Annotated in this window: 11 protein-coding genes; 2 read left to right on the forward strand and 9 right to left on the reverse strand. The window is 66.7% G+C overall.

Annotated features, from left to right (window positions below; translation table 11 throughout):
• The first annotated feature begins 48 nt into the window (after positions 1 to 48).
• Positions 49 to 3,330 carry a glycoside hydrolase family 2 TIM barrel-domain containing protein gene (locus ASF00_RS08810; protein ID WP_055877463.1) on the forward strand — a complete coding sequence of 1,094 codons (3,282 nt, stop codon included), beginning with the start codon at positions 49 to 51 and terminating at the stop codon, positions 3,328 to 3,330.
• A 124-nt stretch (positions 3,331 to 3,454) separates the two neighbouring features.
• Here the strand turns inward: ASF00_RS08810 and ASF00_RS08815 are convergent, their stop codons facing one another.
• Genes ASF00_RS08815 through ASF00_RS08830 form a run of 4 tightly spaced genes read right to left on the reverse strand, consistent with a single transcriptional unit; the run spans position 3,455 to position 9,040 of the window.
• A complete protein-coding gene (locus ASF00_RS08815) occupies positions 3,455 to 5,473 on the reverse strand; it encodes an MGH1-like glycoside hydrolase domain-containing protein (protein ID WP_055877466.1) in 2,019 nt (672 codons plus the stop codon).
• Between the two features lie 35 nt (positions 5,474 to 5,508).
• Entirely contained in the window at positions 5,509 to 6,435 is a 927-nt protein-coding gene (locus tag ASF00_RS08820; RefSeq protein WP_055877471.1) for a Gfo/Idh/MocA family protein, read from the reverse strand.
• A gap of 2 nt (positions 6,436 to 6,437) precedes the next feature.
• Positions 6,438 to 7,430, reverse strand: a complete 993-nt coding sequence (gene araD1, locus ASF00_RS08825; protein WP_055877474.1) for an AraD1 family protein — start codon at positions 7,428 to 7,430, stop codon at positions 6,438 to 6,440.
• A 56-nt stretch (positions 7,431 to 7,486) separates the two neighbouring features.
• The gene (locus ASF00_RS08830) at positions 7,487 to 9,040 is read right to left on the reverse strand and encodes an aldehyde dehydrogenase (NADP(+)) (RefSeq protein WP_055877481.1); all 1,554 of its coding nucleotides are present in this window, start codon (positions 9,038 to 9,040) and stop codon (positions 7,487 to 7,489) included.
• Between the two features lie 184 nt (positions 9,041 to 9,224).
• Here ASF00_RS08830 and ASF00_RS08835 point away from each other — a divergent pair, with 184 nt between their 5' ends.
• A complete protein-coding gene (locus ASF00_RS08835) occupies positions 9,225 to 11,483 on the forward strand; it encodes an alpha-galactosidase (protein WP_235525706.1) in 2,259 nt (752 codons plus the stop codon).
• Positions 11,484 to 11,600: 117 nt separating this feature from the next.
• Here ASF00_RS08835 and ASF00_RS08840 read toward each other — a convergent pair whose 3' ends face one another.
• The 5 genes from ASF00_RS08840 to ASF00_RS08860 all read right to left on the reverse strand — a co-directional run bounded on the left by ASF00_RS08840 (position 11,601) and on the right by ASF00_RS08860 (position 17,751).
• Positions 11,601 to 12,053 carry an SRPBCC domain-containing protein gene (locus ASF00_RS08840; protein WP_055878705.1) on the reverse strand — a complete coding sequence of 151 codons (453 nt, stop codon included), beginning with the start codon at positions 12,051 to 12,053 and terminating at the stop codon, positions 11,601 to 11,603.
• A 119-nt stretch (positions 12,054 to 12,172) separates the two neighbouring features.
• Positions 12,173 to 12,784: an ATP-binding cassette domain-containing protein gene (locus ASF00_RS08845; RefSeq protein ID WP_055877484.1), complete on the reverse strand. Its 612-nt coding sequence runs from the start codon at positions 12,782 to 12,784 to the stop codon at positions 12,173 to 12,175.
• On the reverse strand, positions 12,774 to 13,463 hold the full coding sequence (gene modB, locus ASF00_RS08850; protein ID WP_055877486.1) for a molybdate ABC transporter permease subunit: 690 nt from the start codon (positions 13,461 to 13,463) through the stop codon (positions 12,774 to 12,776). Before modB ends, ASF00_RS08845 begins: the two co-directional genes overlap by 11 nt.
• A complete protein-coding gene (modA, locus tag ASF00_RS08855; RefSeq protein ID WP_055877490.1) occupies positions 13,464 to 14,219 on the reverse strand; it encodes a molybdate ABC transporter substrate-binding protein in 756 nt (251 codons plus the stop codon). It abuts the gene before it with no gap.
• Positions 14,220 to 14,382: 163 nt separating this feature from the next.
• Complete coding sequence (locus tag ASF00_RS08860) at positions 14,383 to 17,751, reverse strand: polysaccharide deacetylase family protein (RefSeq protein ID WP_055877495.1); 3,369 nt, start codon at positions 17,749 to 17,751, stop codon at positions 14,383 to 14,385.
• Positions 17,752 to 18,113: the final 362 nt, after the last annotated feature.

An 18,113-nucleotide genomic window follows, 5' to 3' on the forward strand; every position in this document is an offset into this window, starting at 1 on the left:
GCCCTCTACGCTCGGTACAAGAGCGACTGACAAGGACCAGATCTCGGCATGAAAAAATTCGGTTTCCTCGGTGCGGTCGCGATCGTCGCGATCGGTGACTTTGCCGCTATCGGCGCCGCACGCGCGCAGGTCCCCGCCGGGGCTCCCGCCGAGCTGCCCGCAGAGCTGCCCGGCGCCCAGCCGCCGCGGGTCCAGCCGGTGCAGGTCGATCCGACGCGGCCGGACTGGGAGAATCCTGCGGTGTTCGCGCGCGGCAAGATGCCGGCGCGCGCGACCGGATTTCCGTTCGAGACGCGCGATGCCGCCATCTCGGGAGATCGTACGAAGTCCGCGCGGTTCCAGTCGCTCAACGGGGCGTGGCAGTTCCAGTTTTCGCCAAGCTCGGACGCGGTGCCGACCGGCTTCGAGCGCCCCGATTACGACGCCTCCGCGTGGAAGACGATCAAGGTTCCCGCCGACTGGCAGACCGAGGGGTATGACCAGCCGCGCTACAACAACATCACCTACCCCTTCCCCGCCAACCGCCCGCTGATCCCGCACGCAACGAATCCGGTCGGCTCCTACCGCCGCGACGTCGTGATCGCGCCGGGTTGGCAGGGCCAGGACATCATCCTCCATATCGGCGCGGCGGGCTCTGCATATCAGGTCTGGGTCAACGGTCAGCCGGTCGGCTATTCCGAGGATTCGAAGCTGCCGAGCGAGTTCGACGTCACCCGCTATGTAAAGCCGGGCCGCAACACCGTCGCAATCCAGATCCACCGCTGGTCCGACGGCAGCTATCTCGAGGATCAGGATTTCTGGCGCGTGTCGGGGATCGAGCGCGAGGTCTTCCTGATGTCCGCGCCGCCAACGCGGATCCGCGACACGTTCGTCCATGCCGCGCTGTCCGATGACTATCGCGACGGCGTGCTCGGCCTCGATCTCGCGGTGACGCCGGGTCTCGCGAGCAGCGCCCGCTACGTGCTGATGGACGGCGACCGCCAGGTGCTGGAAGGCCGCGTCGCGGTCCCTGCCGGCAAGGACGCGCGCGCCGTGACGCTGGCCGGTCGAGTGCCCGGCGTGAAGCCCTGGACCGCGGAAACGCCCAATCTTTACCGGTTGCTGGTCGAGCTGACCGATGCAAAGGGCCGCCTGATCCAGTCGACCGCGCAGGCGATCGGTTTTCGCACCGTGGCGATGAAGAACGGGCAGGTCACCGTCAACGGCAAGCCGATCACGATCCGCGGAGTCAACCGCCACGAGCATGATCCCGAGACTTTCCACGTCGTCAGCCACGAATCGATGGAACGCGACATCAGGCTGATGAAGGGCGCCAATATCAATGCGCTCCGCACCTCGCACTACCCGAACGATCCGTACATCTACGAACTCGCCGATCGCTATGGTCTGTACGTCATGGACGAAGCGGATATCGAGAGCCATGCGTATATGGAACAAGGCAACCGGCACCCCGAGTCCCGCGCCAAGTTCCAGGTCGGCTTTGATCCCGCGTGGAAGGATGCGCATGTCAGCCGCGTCGTCAACATGGTCGAGCGCGACAAGAACCACCCGTCGATCATCTTCTGGTCGCTTGGCAACGAAGCCGGCATCGGCCCCAATTTCGAGGCCGCTGCCGCCGCCGCGCGGGCGCGGGATCCCAATCGCCTGATCAGCTATCTCGGCTGGGGCACCTATGAGGGCGTCAGCGACCATCGGCCCAATTATTACGCGGACATCTATGCGCCGATGTACGATCCGGTCGTCAAGCTGGAGGATTACGCGACCAACTGGAACTTCAAGCAGCCGATGATCCAGTGCGAATATGCGCACATGATGGGCAATTCGGGCGGCAACCTGAAGGAATATTGGGACACGATCTACGCGCACCCGAACAAGCTGCAGGGCGGGTTCGTGTGGGATTGGGTCGACCAGTCGATGTATCGCTACACAAAGGACGGCAAGCGCTATTGGGGCGATGGCGGAGAATACGGCCCCAATCCGGGCGGCGACATCGAATTTGGCGACGGCCTGCTTCAGGCGGATCGCACGCCGAACCCCGCCTTCTATGAACTTCGCAAGGTTTACGCACCGGTCCAGTTCGACGGCTTCGATGCGGCAAGCGGCAAGGTCGTTGTCCGCAACAGGCATGACTTCCGCGACCTGTCGGGGTTCGACTTCGACTGGACCATTCAGGAGAACGGCATCGTGGTCGCATCGGGCAAGCTGCCCGGGCTGACCACCGCGGCGCGCACCGCCGAGACGATCACGTTGCCGGTCGCGACGGTCGCTCGGCGCCCCGGTGCCGAGTATTTCGTGACCGTCAGCGTCCGCGCGAAAGACGGCGCGGTGCCGTTGGTACCGGGCGGCACGATGCTCGGCTTCGAGCAGTTCGCACTGTCGTCGGCGCCGACGGCCGTGCCGACCGCCGAGGCGAACGGGGTTGCCGTGCGTCAGACGAACGCTGGCCTGACGCTGGCCGCGAACGGCGCGTCGCTCGCAATCGATCGCAAGACCGGGCTGGTCACCGCCTATATCAAGGACGGTCGCACCCTCGCCAGCGGCGGTCAGCCGCATTTCTGGCGCGCAGTCACCGACAACGACATCGGCATTGGCACCGACAAGCAATTGGCCATGTGGAAGACGATGAGCGACGCCCGGAAGGTGCGGTCGGTCGTGGCCTATCGCGGTGCCAACGCGATCGTCACGACCTTCGATCTGGGCGATGGCGCAGCGTCGTTCGAGACGCGCTACACGATGGCGGCAGACGGATCGGTCGGGGTCGCCGGCCGTTTCGTCCCGATCAAGCAAGACCTGCCCGGGCCGTTCCGCATCGGCATGGCGTTCGCGATGCCGACCGATATGACGACCGCCGAATGGTATGGTCGCGGGCCACACGAGAGCTATGTCGATCGCAAGACCTCGGCGCCGATCGGCCTGTGGCGCGGTGCGATCGCGGCGCAGAACCACGATTATATCCGCCCGCAAGAGACTGGGAACAAGGTCGATGTCCGCTGGATGGAACTGTCGGGTGCCGCGGGCGGCGTCCGCGTCCAGGGCGACCGGCCGCTGATGATGAACGCGCTGGCATTCCCCTATGCCGATCTCGACCGCAAAACGCCGGGCAGCTGGAAGTCGTCGGACGTGGTCGCACACGGCCAGGTCACATTGCTGGTCGACGCCGCGCAATGGGGTGTCGGCGGCGATACGGAATGGAGCGAGGTTGGCAAGCCCTTCCCCGCCTATCGTGTTCCGCTCGCGCCTACCGCAGTGACGTTCCGCCTGACCCCGTTCGCGGGCGAGGGCACGACGCCCGACAAGGCGAGCCCGGCGACCGCCACCACGGGAGAGTGAACGCAGCCACGGGGGACGGGTCGTCGGCCGATCCGCCCCCCAGATCCGGCGGCATGACGCCCGGGGAACGCTGGCGTATTGTCGTCCGCGACCTGGTCCGCCCGGCAGCGTTCGGGACGACCGCTCAGAAGATCTTGATTTCGGCCAATCGCGTACGTTTGCCGCTCGGCTGCCGGATCAGGAGCCGGACTTTGCTGGTCGTCATGCCCTTCCACCGCGCACGGGTGATGCCGTTGCCGATCGGGCGATCCGAGACCGCGTCGATATCGCGCCATCCCTCACCGATCCAGGCCTGGAGCCGATAGGCACTGGGCGCGCTGAAGGTCTTGGCGTCGGCGAAGAAGGCGAGTTCGGCGCGTGATACGGCTACCGGCTTGCCAAAATCGACCGCGTACCATTGCGTCGCCGGCGATGGTGCGGACGACCAGCCATTGGGCAGTTCGGGGAAAAACCAGAGACGGCCGTCGATGGCATCGTGAACGGCTTCGGGGTCCGTGTTGCTCGACGCGCTCCCCTTGGGATAGCCATTGCGGACGAGTTGCACCGCTTGGTCGATCGGGCGATCGATGATGGGTGCGCGCACACGGGTCACCGGCACGCTCAGCCGTCCCAGATCGTCGCGGTGCGCGACGCGGCGGCCATCGACCTCGATCGTCAACCCGGCCCCGCCGCGATAATGCCGGCCATCGACATCCCACGTCACCGCGACGCTGTGTCCGTGGTACGGCACGTCCTGGATACGGAACCAGGCGAGCGCCTGTGGATCGCCGGCGGCGGGCAGCAGCGGATTGACCTCCAGCACGTCGTCCATGCGCGGGCGGATCCCGACAAGCCCGGTCAGGATCAGATCGGCGAACCCCGAGTGAAAATAATGGTGGCTGCGCGCAAGGCCGACGATCGGGCGCCCAGTGTCGGGGTGATAATCCTCTTCCAGATCAAGCCGATCACCCTGGTAGTGCAGCGCAACATATTGCCGCAGCAGCCGCATGTAATCGCTCCGCGTCACCACCGATTGCCGGTAGTGATCGAGCAGATTAGCCATGCCGGTGAGCACCTGCGTGGTCTGGAACGGCCAGATCGGGCCGTTCCACTGGCACTCTTCCTGCGTGCCTTCGTACCGATATTGCCGCATATAATACTGGTAGGACGGCTCGACCGTGCGCAGACCCGCCGGGCCTCGCAATTCGTCGGGCTTGATCATATGGGCCCACGCCCCCGCATAGCGCGCGCCGTCATCTGGCAGGTCGAAGGTCCAAGGAAGATAGCCGACCAGCTCGCGTCCGCGGATCGGCTGCCAGTATTTCACATACTCGTTGTTGACCTTGTACCGATCGATGAAATGACCGAGCGTCGGGCTCCACAGGTCCCGCTGGACACGCGCCTTGATGGCGTCGGCACGCGCCACAAAATCGGCGGCGCCCTGTGTGTCGCCGACCATCCGCGACAGCGCGGCGATCGCGCGGGCGTTGGCGTACATATAGGCGTTGATCGAAGGGCGGAACGAATCCCCGCCGCGGAAGCCGTCCTTGCCGCCCGACGCGTCGATCGACGAGATCGTGTATTCGGTCGCGTCGAGTAGCGGCTCGACCCAGTAGAGCCCCTTGCTCGCATCATAATGATCGTCCCACGCGCGATATAATCGCCGCATCGCCGCCAGATAGCGGGTCGCGCCTATGCGGTCGCCATCGGCCAGGAACCGGCCATAGACCGCGTCCGCCATGTAATCGGTGAAGTGGCGGTCGTTGCCGCGTGCATACATGAACGCGATATAATCGTCCGCGTACCGCCGGTCGCGCAGCCAACGCCCCTCGCCAAGGTGGAAGCCGGTTGCGTCGTTCAGGCTGGCATAGGGCTCGAGCTGCCAGCTGACGTCGTCGAGAAATTCAGTCGAGATATAGCCATCGGCGCCCAGATCGCGCTGATGCGCACGGAACAGTGCCCAGCGGTAGTAATAGACTGCATCGATCTGCGGATCGGCGGACTCGAACAACGGGATGCGGTCGACATACCAGGGCGCATCGTTGCCGAAGCGCGCGTGCGCGATTCGCTGGACGTCGAGGCCCGCGGCGGCGAGCGGTGTGCCCAGCCCCGCCAGCGCCAGAGCCAACAGCGCGAGGCGCTTCGCCGGTCGACCGTTCCGCATCCTATTCTCCTTCGTCGTGAGACGCCGCCCGCGCCTCAATCGTCGAACGCTTCGACGGTCTCGCGTCGCGCCCGCAGATAGGCGTCGGCAACCAACTGGAGCGGACGCGTGTCGACTTCGCTACGACGCTCGTGAATCAGCGTCGCGAACCGCGCGTACAACCCCGGATATTCCTCGTCGTCGGCGTGCTGAACGCCGTCCGGCAGCGTCAGCACCGCGCCGCCCTTGGCCAAGCTGAGCGTGCCAGCGTCGGTTTCGACGACCACGTCCCAGCTTTGCGGGCCGGTCTGGCGCCAGTCGAGGTCCATCGAAATCGGTGCCCCGGTCGTGTCGCGGAACGCCAGGTCGGCGGCGATCGGCGCGGCCCGATTGGCAGGCGTCGACAGCGTGGCGGACGACAGGAAAAACGCATTGGGCAAAATTTCGGTCGCGATCGACAGCGCGTTGATTCCCGGATCGAACACGCCAAGACCACCCGGCTCCCATATCCACGCCTGTCCCGGATGCCAGACGCGGACATCCTCGCGCCATACGATCGAGACGCGCACGATCCGCTTGTCTGCGAGCCACGCCTTGGCAGGCGCGACACCCGCCGCGAACCGCGAATGCCAACCGGCGAACAGCGTCGCCCCGGTCTTCGCGGCCGCCTCTTCGAGCGCGACCACCTCGGCGAGTGTCGCGCCGGGCGGCTTTTCGAGGAAGACGTGCAGCCCCCGTGCGAGCGCCGCGACGGCTAGATCGTAGCGCACTTGCGGCGGGGTGCAGAGCGCGACCGCATCGACGACCTGCCCATCGGCGAGCAGCGCGTCGAGCGTCTTGTAGTGCGCGATACCCGCGACGCCGGGATCGTTCGGGCTGACGGTCGCGGCGAAGGTGAAGTCGGGGTTGCCGTGGATCGCGGGCAGATGCTGGTCGCGCGCGATCTTGCCCATGCCGACGATGCCGACCTTGATGACGTCCATGTTCACAGGCTCCGTACGGCGATAGTGGCGGCGGTGGCCTTGGCCAGCGGATTGCGCAACGGCAGCGTAAACGGCGCGGCTTCGATTTCGAACACATCGCCCTCGCGTGTCGTCACGCCGTCGGCAAACGACAACGTCGCGGTGCCGAAGAAGTGGACGTGGACGTCACCCGGTCTGCGGAACAGCGCGTATTTGAAATGATGCGCCTCGAGATTGGCGAGCGTGTGCGACATGTTCGCTTCACCCGACAAAAACGGTTTTTCCCAGAGCGTTTCGCCGTCGCGGAAGATCCGGCTTGTGCCCTCGACATGATCGGGCGGCGTGCCGACGAGCAGTTCGGGACCGAGCGCGGCCTCACGCAGCTTCGAATGCGCCAGCCACAGGTAATTGTGGCGCTCGGTCACGTGATCGCTAAATTCGTTGGCAAGGCACAGCCCGAGCCGGAACGGCGTACCGTCCGGACCGATCAGATAGATGCCGGCCAACTCAGGCTCCTCGCCGCCGTCTTTCGCGAACGCGGGCATGGTCAACGGCGCGCCGGGGGCAACCAGGCCCGATCCGTCGCCCTTGTAGAACCATTCGGGCTGCTGCCCGGTTTCGCCGGCGCGCGGCTTGCCGCCTTCGACCCCCTCCAGGAACATCCGCATCGAGTCGGTCTGTCTCTCGGCCGCGGTGGCATCGCGGTGCATTTTGTCGCGTCCCTCCGCCGATCCCAGATGCGTCAGGCCCGTGCCCGTCATGATCAGGTGCGCGGCGTCGTCATGATCGATCGGCGACACCAGTCGACCCGCAGCGAGTTCCGCGGCGATGTCGACCGTTGTACCTAAGCCGCAGGAGTCGATGGCGCCGGCCAAGTCGGTCCCGGCTCCTATCGCGCGTGCGGCGAGCGCACGAACGCTGTCCACGCCGGTCACGAAGTGCGCCGCATCGGCGGTCGCCGCGATCACCGATCGCGTGCCATCGGCTGCGCGGTGCTGCAAAATGCGCAAAGTCATACTTTCTCTCCGTTCGAACGGCGCCGTTGTTACGGTGCGCCGTCGCAGTCTCAGGGTCAGGCGGGAACACCGTCGATCAGGCGCGGCGCGTCAGTGTCGTCCCGCAGCACCGCAGGCAGCAAGGCCGCACTCAGATTCTGGTAGGATACGGGGCGCAAGAAGCGATCGATCGCCAGACTGCCGACCGACGTCGTGCGCCCGTCCGACGTCGCCGGGAACGGCCCGCCGTGCACCATCGCATGCGCCACCTCGACACCGGTCGGCCAGCCATTGGCGAGGATCCGCCCAGCTTTCCGCTCCAGCACCGGGATCAGCCGCGCGGCCAGATCGGTGTCGCCCATGTCCATCTGAAGGGTCGCGGTCAACTGCCCCTCGGCCGCGACCAGCACGGCACGCATCTCGGCCTCGTCACGGCAGCGCACCAGCAGCGACGACGCGCCGAACACCTCATGCCCCAGCGCCGTATCTTCGAGGAACTGCGAAGCGGTCGTCTCGAACAGCGCAGCCTGCCCCTGCGCGATGCCCTCGCCGACCTTGCCCTGCGCGACGGTCTTCACCGCGTCGTGGCCCGACAGCGCGGCGACACCCTTTTCATAGGCGGCGTGGATGCCACCGGTGAGCATCGTTGCTGCGCCAGCCTCCGCCATCGCCTTGGCTGCGGCGACAACGAAGACGTCGAGGTCTGCGCCATCGATCGCGAGCACTAGCCCGGGATTCGTGCAGAACTGTCCCGCCCCCATCGTCAGTGATCCGACGAACGCGGTTCCCAATGCGTCCGCGCGGGCCGCGAGCGCCTCAGGCAGCAGCAGCACGGGGTTGATGCTCGACATCTCGGCATAGACCGGGATCGGCACCGCGCGCGCCTGCGCCAGTTTCACCAGCGCTAGGCCACCGCTGCGCGACCCGGTGAAGCCCACCGCGGCGATCCGCGGATCCTGCACCAGCGCGGCACCGAGATCATTGCCCGGCCCGACCAGATGCCCGAACACACCATCGGGCATGCCGCACGCGACGACCGCCTTGCGGATCGCGTCGGCAACCAGCGCGCCCGTCGCCGGATGCGCGGGGTGGCCCTTGACCACGACCGGGCAGCCTGCCGCGAGCGCGGAGGCGGTGTCGCCACCTGCGGTTGAGAAGGCGAGCGGGAAGTTGCTCGCGCCGAATACCGCGACCGGGCCCAGCGGAATCATCCGCAGTCGCAGATCGGGACGCGGCAGCGGCGCGCGATCCGGCAGGGCCGGATCGATCCGCACGCCCATCCATCCCCCGCGCCGGACGACGCCCGCGAACAGCTTCAGCTGGCCGACGGTCCGACCGCGCTCACCCTCCAGACGCGCGCGCGGCAAGCCGCTCTCACGCATCGCGGTCTCGATCAGCACATCACCGATCGCCACGATCTCGTCGCCGATCCGTTCGAGGAACGCGGCGCGCGCGTCGTTGTCGGTCGCGCGATATGCGTCGAACGCCGCCTCGGCCGCGGCGCACGCCGCCGCGACGGCGGCCACATCGTGGACCGCAAAGGCGTCGCCGACAGGCTGGCCAGTAGTCGAATCAATGGAGAAAAACCCGGCTGTATCGGTCGGGCGTTCGCGTGTCTGCGCATCGGTCATAGCGGCAACTCCTTATTACTCGGACATATCGGGCGCCATCCGGTTTGGCAATCGCAGCGCGTGTCGAGCGCACAAAACAGAGGGCATGCGCATCACGCTTGCCATCCTATCGGGATTTATCATACCACGACCTCAATCGTTTGCAGGGCCGTATCGGACCCATGCGACACAGGGGGGACAGGGCATGCGGAACTCGGGATCGGTCGTCGCGTCGGGGATCATGACGGCGGTGTTCGCGACCACCGCCTTCACCACCGCGGCGGAGGCGAAAGTGTCCGCCCCGCCGGGTGCCAGGATCTTCCGGCTCGACGGCGCCGGCGTCACCTATGCGATGGGCGTCGACGACAAGGGCTATCTCCAGCCGCTATACTGGGGTGCCCCGCTTGCGGCCGGCGACCCGCTTGTCTCGACCGATCCGGTCAAGACCGGCGACCCGGTGCTGGTCAAAGCGCCGGGAGAGTTGTCCGGGTTCGATCCCGCGGGCTCCGTCACCCTGCAGGAATATCCGGGCCAGGGCGAAGGCCTGGTCAACGATCCGGGGATCAAGACGATCTTCGCCGACGGCAACCGCGACTTGGTCCTCAAATATCGCTCGCATTCGGTGCAGGGCGAGACGCTGATCATCGAACTCGCGGACATCCGGCGTCCGCTCAGCGTCACGCTGCGCTACACGATCGATCCCGAGACGGGCGTGCTCGCGCGGTCGGCATCGGTGCGTAACGGCGACAGCCGCCCGGTGCGCGTCGACCAGATCGCGTCGGCGGTCTTCACGCTGCCGGTCGGCGACGATTATCGGCTGCATTACCTGACCGGCCGCCATGCCGCGGAGTGGCAGAAGAAGGACGTCGCGATCACGCCGGCGCTGACCGTGCTGGAAAGCCGGCGCGGATCGACCGGTCACGGCAACAATCCCTATTTCGCGATCGGCAAGCAGGGGGCCACCAGCGAAGCGCACGGGCCGGTCTGGTTCGGCGCGCTCGCCTGGTCGGGGTCGTTCCGGATCAGCGTCGGCCAGGACAATCTCGGCCGCATCCGCGTGATGGGCGGGTATAATCCCTACGACTTCTCGTGGTCGCTAAAGCCTGGCGAGACGCTCGACACGCCGATCTTCTATGCCGGCTATTCGGATGCCGGCATGGGTGGTGCCTCGCGGATATTCCACAGGTTCGAGGTCGCGCACATCATGCCCGGCGGCGTCAAGGCGAAGCTCCGCCCCGTGCTGTACAACAGTTGGGAAGCGACCGCGTTCGACGTGACCGAGGCGGGGCAGGAAGCGCTTGCCGAGAAGGCCGCGAAGATCGGCGTCGAGCGGTTCGTGGTCGACGATGGCTGGTTCGGCGCGCGCAACAGCGACAAGGCCGGGCTTGGCGACTGGACGGTCAACCGGACGAAGTTTCCGAACGGAATGAAGCCGCTGATCGACAAGGTCCATACGCTCGGAATGGATTTCGGCCTTTGGGTCGAGCCCGAGATGGTCAACGTCGACAGCGACCTGTACCGCGCGCATCCCGACTGGGTGCTGAACTACACCGGCCGGCCGCGGACCGAGGGACGCAACCAGCTGGTGCTCAACCTCGCGCGGAAGGATGTCCGCGACCATCTGCTCGGCGTGCTCGACACGCTCGTCAGCGAGAACGACATCGCGTTCCTGAAATGGGACTATAATCGCAACTGGACCGAGGCTGGCTGGCCCGCCATGCCGGTGCAGGATCAGCAGCGCGTCTATGTCGACTATGTCCGCAACCTCTATCACATCCTGACCGAGCTACGGCGACGCCACCCCAAGCTCGAGATCGAGGGCTGTTCGGGGGGCGGCGGCCGCGTCGATCTCGGCATCCTGGGACTGACCGACGAAGTGTGGCCGTCGGACAATACCGACCCCGCCGACCGGTTGATGATCCAGGACGGCTTCACGCAGGCCTATCCGACATCGGTGATGATGGCGTGGGTGACGGACAGCCCCAATTGGGCGAATACGCGGGCGACGTCGCTCGATTACCGCTTCCTCTCGTCGATGCAGGGCGGTCTCGGCATCGGTGCGAACCTGGACAAGTGGCAGCAGGAGGATTTCGCGACCGCGACGAAATGGGTCGCCGCGTACAAGACGATCCGGCAGACGGTGCAGCGCGGCCAGCTCTATCGCATCGATCCGCCCTCGACCGACAATGCGACGTCGGCGACGATGTACGTCGCGCAGGACCGCCGCCAGGGCGTGATGTTCCAGATGCTGCACTCGTCGATGTGGCGCGACAATCCCGCGCCGAACCATCCGCAGGGTCTCGATCCGAGCGTCATCTACCGCGTGTCGATCCTTGGCGGTGGCGTGCTGCCCGAGGGCGTTCCTGCGCGCGCGAGCGGTGCATATTGGATGGAGCGCGGGCTTCGCGCGCCGCTGAAAGGCGACTTCGTCGGTGCCGCGTTCGTGTTCGACGCGGCGAAATGACGGCCGCGGGCTCTGCGTCGATCTCGAGCATGATCGCCGCAGAGCCCGCAGCGAGACGACACATCGGCCAGAATCGCCCGTCATCATCGCGACGACCGGTCGCGCCCCGGCCGCGTCTCAATCCTGTTCGGCCAACGCCTTCAATTGGTCCGCCGCGGCACCCCAGCCCTCTTCGAAGCCCATCGCACGATGCTGTTCCATCGCCTCGCGCGTCCAGTGTCGCGCGCTGGCGTGATAGCGCGTGCCATCACCATCGGGTTGGACCTCGAACAGCCCTACCATCATCGGTCCGGCGGGTAGCCAATCCCCGGTAAACGCATCGGTGACGACGAACCGCCGGTTAGGCTCGAACGCCAGCACGATGCCCTCGTTCGGCATCTCCTCGCCGTTCGGGCCGTGCATCACGATGTGGCTGCGTCCGCCCGCGCGCCATTCCAGCATGCGCGCCTCGGCGCGCCAGGGCTTGGGGCAGAACCACTCCTCGAACCGGTCGATCATCGTCCGCCACACCGTCTCGAGCGGCGCGTCGATGTACCGCTCGATTGCCAGTTCATATCGTTCGCCCGTCATCATCACGCTCCGTTCCAAGCAACGGACCCCGCGACATCGCCGCGCCGGCGCGTCATGGGAGCCGGCGGGATCCTATCATAGTTCGGCGTGACATCTACCGCGTGGCGACAACGCCGGCCTCACATCCGGACGACCCGCGTACCGATCCGCTCGGCTTCCGCCGGGTCGTGCGTGACCATCAGGATCGGCAGTTCGAGCACATCGCGGACATGCTCGATCGCTTGCAGGACTTCTTCGCGACGCGCGCGATCAAGAGAGGAGAGAGGCTCGTCGAGCAACAGGAAGCGCGGACGGCTCAGCAGTGCGCGACCGATCGCGACGCGCTGTGCTTCGCCGCCGGATAACGTGCGCGGCCAACGGTCGAGCAAATGGCCGATACCGAGAAAACCGATCGCCTCATCAAATCCGTCGATCTTGCCGCCCGCCCCGTACAGGAGGTTCGCCCGCACCCGGATATGCGGGAACAGCCGCGCCTCCTGGAAGACATAGCCCGCGCGACGGCGTTCGGGGGGGACATCGACGCCGCCGGCCCGGTCTGCATCGAACAGCGTGTCGCCATCGACCGCGATGCGACCGCGATCAGGCCGAAGCAGTCCGGCGACCATGTTCAGCACGCTCGACTTGCCGATACCCGAGGGGCCGAACAACACGGTCGCCCCCTCGCCGGCTTGCAGCGTCAGCGAGACGTGCGCATCGCCGAGCCGTTTTTCGATATCGATCTCAAAGGACATGGAGGCCCCGTCCCGCCCGGCGCGTCAACAATTCGGATCCGATCAGGGCGAGCAGCGACAACGCGACGGACACGCACGACAATCGCCAGACCAGCGCATCGGCGCCAGGCTGTTGCAACGCCGAGTAGATCGCGAGCGGCAGCGTCTGCGTTTCACCGGGAACGTTGGACACGAACGTGATCGTCGCGCCGAACTCGCCGATCGACCGCGCGAAACCGAGCACGGCACCGGCCAGTACGCCGGGCACACTGAGCGGTAGCGTCAGCGTCCAGAACACGCGCCACGGCCCTGCCCCCAGCGTCCGCGCGGCATTTTCGAGCCGCCGGTCGACCGCCTCGATCGAGATCCGCATCGCGCGTACCATCAGCGGCAGCGCCATCACGCCCGCGGCGATCGCGGCGCCCGTCCATCGGAACAGCACGGTCACACCGAACCAGTCGCGCAACCACGCGCCGATCGGGCCATTGGGCCCGAACGCGAGCAACAACAGCCATCCGGTCACGACCGGCGGCACCACCAGCGGCAGATGGATCGCCGCGTCGACGATGACCTTGCCCGGAAACCGGACGCGGGCGAGCAGCCACGCCAGCGCGAAGGCGATCGGCAACGTCACCAGCATCGCCACGCCGCCGACCTTGAGTGACAGCGCGACGATGTCCCATTCGGCCGCGTCGAGCATCTAGCGCGCGGAGAACCCGTAGCGGGTAAAGATCGCCTTGCCGGCACGCGAGACCAGGAACCGCCGGAACGCCTCCGCCTCGGGGTTGGTCGACGTCTTCAGGCGCGCGACGGGATAGGTGATCGCAGGGTGGGTGCGCTCGGGGAAAACGCCCGCGATCCGGACCTTGGCAGAGGCCTTCGCATCGGTCGCATAGACGATCCCAAGCGGTGCGGCGCCGCGCTCGACCAACGCCAGCGTCGCGCGCACATTCTCGGCACGCACCACGCGCGGCGCGACCTGCGCCCAGACGCCGAGCGTCTCCAGCGATGCCTGACCATATCGACCCGCCGGTACCGCCGTATCCGCCATTGCCAGCGGTCCGGTCGTCAACACGCGGGCGAGCGCCGCGGGAGGTCGTACGGGGATACGTCCCCTGCTCCCTGCCGGCGCTGCCACGACCAGGCGGTTGCCGAGGAACGTCACGCGGGTCGAGGCAACGATCAGGTTCTTCTTCGCGAGTGCGTTCATCCACTCTTCGTCGGCCGAGACGAACAGGTCGGCCGGCGCGCCCGCCTCGACCTGCCGTGCGAGCGCGGACGAGGCGGCGAACGAGACGGTCGGCTTGACATGGCCCTGCTTGGCCCATGCGTCGGTCGCCGCCGTCAACGATTCCTGCAACGATGCGGCGGCGAGGACGAGGGGCGGCCGCTGTGCCTGTGCGCCGCTCGCCACGAGGCTGGCCCCTATCGCTGTCGCGACGATCGAATACCGCATTCACTTACCCCGATGATCAGCGCCCATGATCGCCAGGGATATATGGGCCGCGGTCATAACGCCATCGACGCTGATATGTTGCGCGGGCGAAATGGTGGTCGACGGTCGACGTGGCGACGCTTCGGCTTCTTGTCCTTGCGGGGAAGGTCGGACCGGCGCCGCGTCAACGCGCAGTCACGCGACCGGTTCGCGCCAGCTTGCCCCAGCCGACCAAAGGCCCGCGCAACGCCTGTGCGATCGCCTTGAGCACGACATAGTACATGACCTGCCGGTAGCCGATCCGTTGCGGGATCAGCAGCCACAGCAACCGCCAGCGTTCCTTGCGCTCGAGAGCGAAGGCGATGGTCGCCGCGAGCAGGTCGATCGCGGTGAAGATCAGCCAGTAAGCCAGCATCGTGTAGACGTCGTGGCTGGTCTGCTCCCAGCCATGCGCCTGCACCGCGACATAGGTGGAGGCAAAGCTGACCAGCAGCGCGAGGTCGATGATCGGCGAGATCGCGGCGAGGAGGATCTGGAAGACGATCGCCTGCGGCAACCCGACCCAGCCGAGTCCGCGCGGATGCGAACGGCCGATCGCCGAGCGATGCTTGTACAGGCATTGCAGCGTCCCGAACGCCCAGCGGAAGCGTTGCTTGGCAAGCGCGCGCATCGTCTCGGGCGCCTCGGTCCAGGCGATCGCGAACTGGTCGTACTGCACCGTCCAGCCATGCCGCTGGATCGCGATCGTCAGGTCCTGATCCTCGGCGAGCGTATCGTCGGGATAACCGCCGACGCTGCGGATCGCCTCGAGGCGCCATGCGCCGACCGCGCCCGGGACGACCGTCATCGCGTTGAGGCGGGCCAGCGCGCGACGTTCGAGGTTCTGCGCGGTGATATATTCGAGCGCCTGCCATTTGGTGATCAGGTTGACGCGGTTGCCGACCTTCGCGTTGCCCGCGACCGCGCCGAGCTCGGGATCGACGAACCAGCGCGCGAGCCGGGCGATCGTCGTCGGCTCGAACTGCGTGTCGGCGTCGAGCGCGATGACGATCTCGCCGCGCGCGAGTTCGAGCCCGCGGTTGAGCGCGCGTGCCTTGCCGCCGTTCTCCAGCGTCAGCAGGCGGACGCGGTCGTCGCCCGCGAACGCGTCGGATACCACGCGGCTGGTGCCGTCGCTCGAACCGTCGTCGATCACGATCACCTCGATCGCGACGTCGGTCGACGCGAGCACGCCCTGTACCGCGCGGACGATCACGCGCTCCTCGTTGAACGCGGGAATCATCACGGTGACGAAGCGCGACGGATCGATCGCCGGGAACACCGTCTTCAACTCGCGCCGTGCCTGGATCAGCGCGAGCGCGGAGAGCGCCAGCGCGCGGAGGATGCCGATCGTGATCGCGATCCCGAAGATCCAGCGCAGCGCGACGACGATACCGCCAAGCGTACTGAACAGCGCGAGATCGGCGACCGCCGCGACTCGGTCGCTCGACGAGATTACCGGCATCGACTGGTTGCGCGACAGCCCGGCCAGCGTCGAGACGGGGACGAAGCTGTAGCCCATCGCGCGCAGCCGCTCGATGATCACCGGCAGCGCGGCGACGGTCTCGGCGCGATTGCCGCCGGCGTCGTGGAGCAGGATGACGTTGCCGCTGCGCTCGGGGTTGCCCGCTTCGACGCCGGCGATCGTCCGGTCGATGATCGCCTGCACGCCTGGCCGCTTCCAGTCGTCGGGATCGACGTGGAGGCCGACCGAGATATAGCCGCGCTGCTGCGCTTCGAGCGCGGGCAGGATCTCGTCCGCGGTGCTCGGCTCGGCATCGCCGAAATAGGGCGCGCGGAACAGGCGGAGCGAGCGCCCCGTGAACGCCTGGAACAGCCGCTGCGTCGCGTTGAGCTCGTACTTCACCTGCCGTGTCGAGACGTTGGCGAGGTTGGGGTGCGTATAGGTGTGGCTACCGATCTCGTGGCCCTCGGCGACCATGCGTTCGAGCAGGGGGCGCTGCGTCAACGCATTCTCGCCGATCACGAAGAAGGTGGCCGGCGCATGCTCGCGCTTGAGCACGTCGAGGATCTGCGGCGTCCATTCGGGATCGGGGCCGTCGTCGAACGTCAGCGCGAGCTGTTTGGGGCGATAGCCGGTCCGCACCACGACATAGGGCGACGGCATCCGCGTGAAGTTGACGTCGGCGATCGTGCCGTCCTTGGCGGGGACCGCGTCGCGGATGCCGGTGACGGGTTCGGCGGCGATCTTGAGGATCTCGCCGCTGCCCTCGATATCGACATTGGTGCCCGCGGGCATCGCGTCGATCGAATCGGGAACCGGCAATTTGCGGTGATCGCGGCCCCAGATCGACCAGAGCCCGGGATCCTCCGAGCCGAGACGCCACAAGGCAACGCTGCCGAGCCCCGCCTTTTGCAGGAACGCGATCTGGTTGTACGCCGATGCCGCGTCGAGCAGCCAGACCTGATGCTGCACGCCGCCTTCCGAATAGGCGAAGCTGCTGTTGCCGCTGGCCTTGTCGAAGGTCGGCATCGTGCCCGAATCGGCGGCGTTCTGCCACGCCTCCTCGACGTCGAGCGCGTCGCCCTTGCCCGCATCGGCGCCGGCATGCCAGTCATAGGCGTAGGAGCCGATCGCGACGACCAGCTTGGCGGGTGGGATACCGCGCGCTGCGTCGGCGACCATCCGCGCGAACCAGCGCTGCGACGCGATCGGCCCGGGGGCGCCGCTCGTCTCGTGCTCGTCATACGCCATCAGGAAGATCTTGTCGGTGACCTTGGCGTAGGCCGGCAGGCTCCAGTCCGGATTGGCGACCGGCGCGGCGATCGCCACCACCCAGCCGCGCGGCGCGAACCGCGCGCGCGTCTCCGCCAGGAACGCACGGTAATTGGGCTGCGCGGTGACCGGCAGATCCTCGAAATCGTAGAACACGCCGCCCGCATGGTTCGCGCTGAGGAACGGGACGAGCTTGTCGAGGAACGCCGAACGCGCCTTCGGGTCGGCGAACAACGCCGCACTGCCCGCGCCGTCCCAGTTTCCGTCGACCGCATTCTGCACCATCGGCAGGATCATCGGGCGGTGGACCGCCTTGTTGAGGATGTCGCGCCCCGCCTGGTCGCGGAACACGGTGATGTGGTGATCCTTGCCGGTGATCGAGACCCAGCCGGGGATCAGCCAGTCGAGTTGCTCGACATGCCGCGCGAGACTGGCGGTGCTCGCCTCGTCCCATGGCGCGTGGAAGGCGATCGCGAGTTGCGGGTTGGCGCCATTGCCGACGCCGGGCTTCGCCGCGCTCGTCCCGAACAGTTGCTTCGCGTAAGAGTTCAGGTCGCGGCGCGTCTGGCGAAGAATGCCACCCCGCGGGGCCGGCAGCTTGTGCAACGCCGGATGCTCGGCCTCGATCGGCAACAACGGCGCCGCCGGCACGGCGCCGATCGAGACAGCGAACACCGCAATCGACAGCAGCAACAATATGACGAACGCAGCAACGCCGAAGGTGAAGCGCCGACGCCGACGGCCACTGGCATCATAGAAGACGGGATTGAGCGACATGGGACGAATATCAACCGGCGGAAGGGAAACGGCAAATTGCTTTTCCAGGCCGCTACAGTGCGTGAAAGACGTACGCTGCTGACAAATGCGTCACGGTACCGTTAAGAACAGGCCGGGCCGTGCCGCGATGCGCCGAACCGGGCAGCCCGCCTATTGATTCGAAGCTATCCTCACCCGCCAGCGGGAGGTGGCGCCGGAGGCAGACACGTCACGTCTGTATCGCATTCCTCCCCCTCCGTCTGGCAAGTGCCAGCCACCTCCCCCTTGCGGGGGAGGATTGATGGCCTCCCCCTCCGTCTGGCAAGCGCCAGCCACCTCCCCCTTGCGTGGGAGGATTGATGGCCTCCCCCTCCGTCTGGCGA

Origin of the sequence: Sphingomonas sp. Leaf34 (assembly GCF_001421805.1) — a bacterium.
Taxonomy (GTDB): domain Bacteria; phylum Pseudomonadota; class Alphaproteobacteria; order Sphingomonadales; family Sphingomonadaceae; genus Sphingomonas.

What these genes read in the sequence shown, in the direction of transcription:
- ASF00_RS08835 (WP_235525706.1), top strand. Translation starts at nt 9,225, where the DNA reads ATGCGGAACTCGGGATCGGTCGTCGCGTCGGGGATCATGACGGCGGTG.
- ASF00_RS08860 (WP_055877495.1), bottom strand. Translation starts at nt 17,751, where the DNA reads ATGTCGCTCAATCCCGTCTTCTATGATGCCAGTGGCCGTCGGCGTCGG.
- modA (WP_055877490.1), bottom strand. Translation starts at nt 14,219, where the DNA reads ATGCGGTATTCGATCGTCGCGACAGCGATAGGGGCCAGCCTCGTGGCG.
- ASF00_RS08845 (WP_055877484.1), bottom strand. Translation starts at nt 12,784, where the DNA reads ATGTCCTTTGAGATCGATATCGAAAAACGGCTCGGCGATGCGCACGTC.
- modB (WP_055877486.1), bottom strand. Translation starts at nt 13,463, where the DNA reads ATGCTCGACGCGGCCGAATGGGACATCGTCGCGCTGTCACTCAAGGTC.
- ASF00_RS08815 (WP_055877466.1), bottom strand. Translation starts at nt 5,473, where the DNA reads ATGCGGAACGGTCGACCGGCGAAGCGCCTCGCGCTGTTGGCTCTGGCG.
- ASF00_RS08820 (WP_055877471.1), bottom strand. Translation starts at nt 6,435, where the DNA reads ATGGACGTCATCAAGGTCGGCATCGTCGGCATGGGCAAGATCGCGCGC.
- ASF00_RS08830 (WP_055877481.1), bottom strand. Translation starts at nt 9,040, where the DNA reads ATGACCGATGCGCAGACACGCGAACGCCCGACCGATACAGCCGGGTTT.
- araD1 (WP_055877474.1), bottom strand. Translation starts at nt 7,430, where the DNA reads ATGACTTTGCGCATTTTGCAGCACCGCGCAGCCGATGGCACGCGATCG.
- ASF00_RS08810 (WP_055877463.1), top strand. Translation starts at nt 49, where the DNA reads ATGAAAAAATTCGGTTTCCTCGGTGCGGTCGCGATCGTCGCGATCGGT.
- ASF00_RS08840 (WP_055878705.1), bottom strand. Translation starts at nt 12,053, where the DNA reads ATGACGGGCGAACGATATGAACTGGCAATCGAGCGGTACATCGACGCG.